This window comes from Bradyrhizobium lablabi, assembly GCF_001440475.1.
Lineage (GTDB): Bacteria > Pseudomonadota > Alphaproteobacteria > Rhizobiales > Xanthobacteraceae > Bradyrhizobium > Bradyrhizobium lablabi.
Genome location: NZ_LLYB01000110.1, coordinates 36,708 through 38,142, shown reverse-complemented (window position 1 = coordinate 38,142; position 1,435 = coordinate 36,708). Strand labels below are relative to the sequence as shown.

Below are 1,435 nucleotides of genomic sequence, written 5' to 3'. Positions count from 1 at the left end.
GACGTGACGTTCACTCGGGAGACTTGACATCATCGGGCCCATTACAGAAGGACGTGTACTCATAAATCAGGGGCGTCGTCTTCGTCGCGCCTGATATCGGCTCACCGCTCAACAGCATCACAAAAGCGGACATCGCCAGAGGTCGCCGAAGGGCCAACAGGCGACATTCGCCAACTGAAGGAGGCCACCAACTGAGGCGGCCTCATTTTCGGGCTAAGCGGCTTTGTTCGCGCAGGACCACGTTGTATCGGTCGACCTGACCCGCAAGTCTTGACCAGGTTTGAGCAATATTCCTCAGAACCTGAACCTCTTCTTCGTTCTTCGTCGTTTTAATCAAGCGAAGGCACTCTGCTGCCTGATCTTGGCAGTGCTGCTCGCTGCAAATTTAGAGATCAGAGTTGAGAGTGAAGTGCCTGCGCATCGCACAGATGCATGTCGCCTGTGGGGCAAAAGCGGCGGTGTGGACTTGCGCGGGCCGATGTCCGGCCTACTGCTGACAACCGACGTGGCGAATGCTTGAGCGTTGTTCGGCTACGGGCCAAGAGGCAACGTTGTAGATTAGCCCCGACATGACAGGAAGGCCGCCCTTAGCTTTTGCGTCATCATAGAGGCGGCACAAGAATTGACGCCGCGCCATGGCAGGCTTGTTGTTGTATATAGTCCTCGCTTTAAGGCAGCTCGGAGAATTGCACTTTGATTCTGTTCAGAAAGTTAATCGTCGTTCTAAGTGTTTTCCTGGTGTCGGTGGGCGCCGTGGCGCTCGGACGCAGGGCCTATGTTGAGGCGATAGGCAGCGATGAGATGGATTACCGCGGCGAGAAGATCCGACTGTCAAAGAAGTACGTCGATTACGACGACTACAAAAACGATCCGGCCAACCTTGCAGCATCGGAGATTCCGCGCGTTGAGAAGCTGATGACAGATGCGCAGGTTGGCCCGGATTTCGCGGACTGGCACGACGTCGCGCATCAGCTCAGCAAGATCAAGTTTCCGGGCTACGGCATGGCAAGCGGTGAAAACGTTGTCGCCGCCGGACGAGAGTTTGCCGTCCGATTCATGGAAATCCCGCAAGTCGCGAAGGAACGCTATTTCGTTCTCGAAAAGCTGGCAGGGGGGACGTTCCGTCTGGCTGATGATTTTGTGGCACAGTGCGACCCTGGGTCGGCCTTTGCCCCGATATCCACCATTCACCTCGTTGACGACAGACTGGTTTATGCCGACCGCAATGGCAGGGTTGTCCGCGAGACGCCTGTAGCACGCTGAGACGCCGCGTTCATTCCATCTACCGCTCACAAGGAACAGAGTCAGCTATNGGGTCTTGGCTGTGTGAAAACGCGAAGACGCTCAATCGCGATAGAAGAAGTTTTTCGTCCAAGACCGTTTTAGTCGCTCAGCGCGCAAGCGGATTCAACTTAGAGATCGAACTGAAAAATAT

General features: G+C 55.2%; 2 protein-coding genes. Both read left to right on the top strand.

Annotated features, from left to right (window positions below; all coding sequences use genetic code 11):
* Positions 1–280: 280 nt before the first annotated feature.
* Positions 281–520: a hypothetical protein gene (locus CQ14_RS44055; protein WP_156435666.1), complete on the top strand. Its 240-nt coding sequence runs from the start codon at positions 281–283 to the stop codon at positions 518–520.
* A gap of 173 nt (positions 521–693) precedes the next feature.
* Positions 694–1,263, top strand: a complete 570-nt coding sequence (locus tag CQ14_RS32095) for a hypothetical protein (protein WP_057861810.1) — start codon at positions 694–696, stop codon at positions 1,261–1,263.
* Positions 1,264–1,435 lie beyond the last annotated feature (172 nt).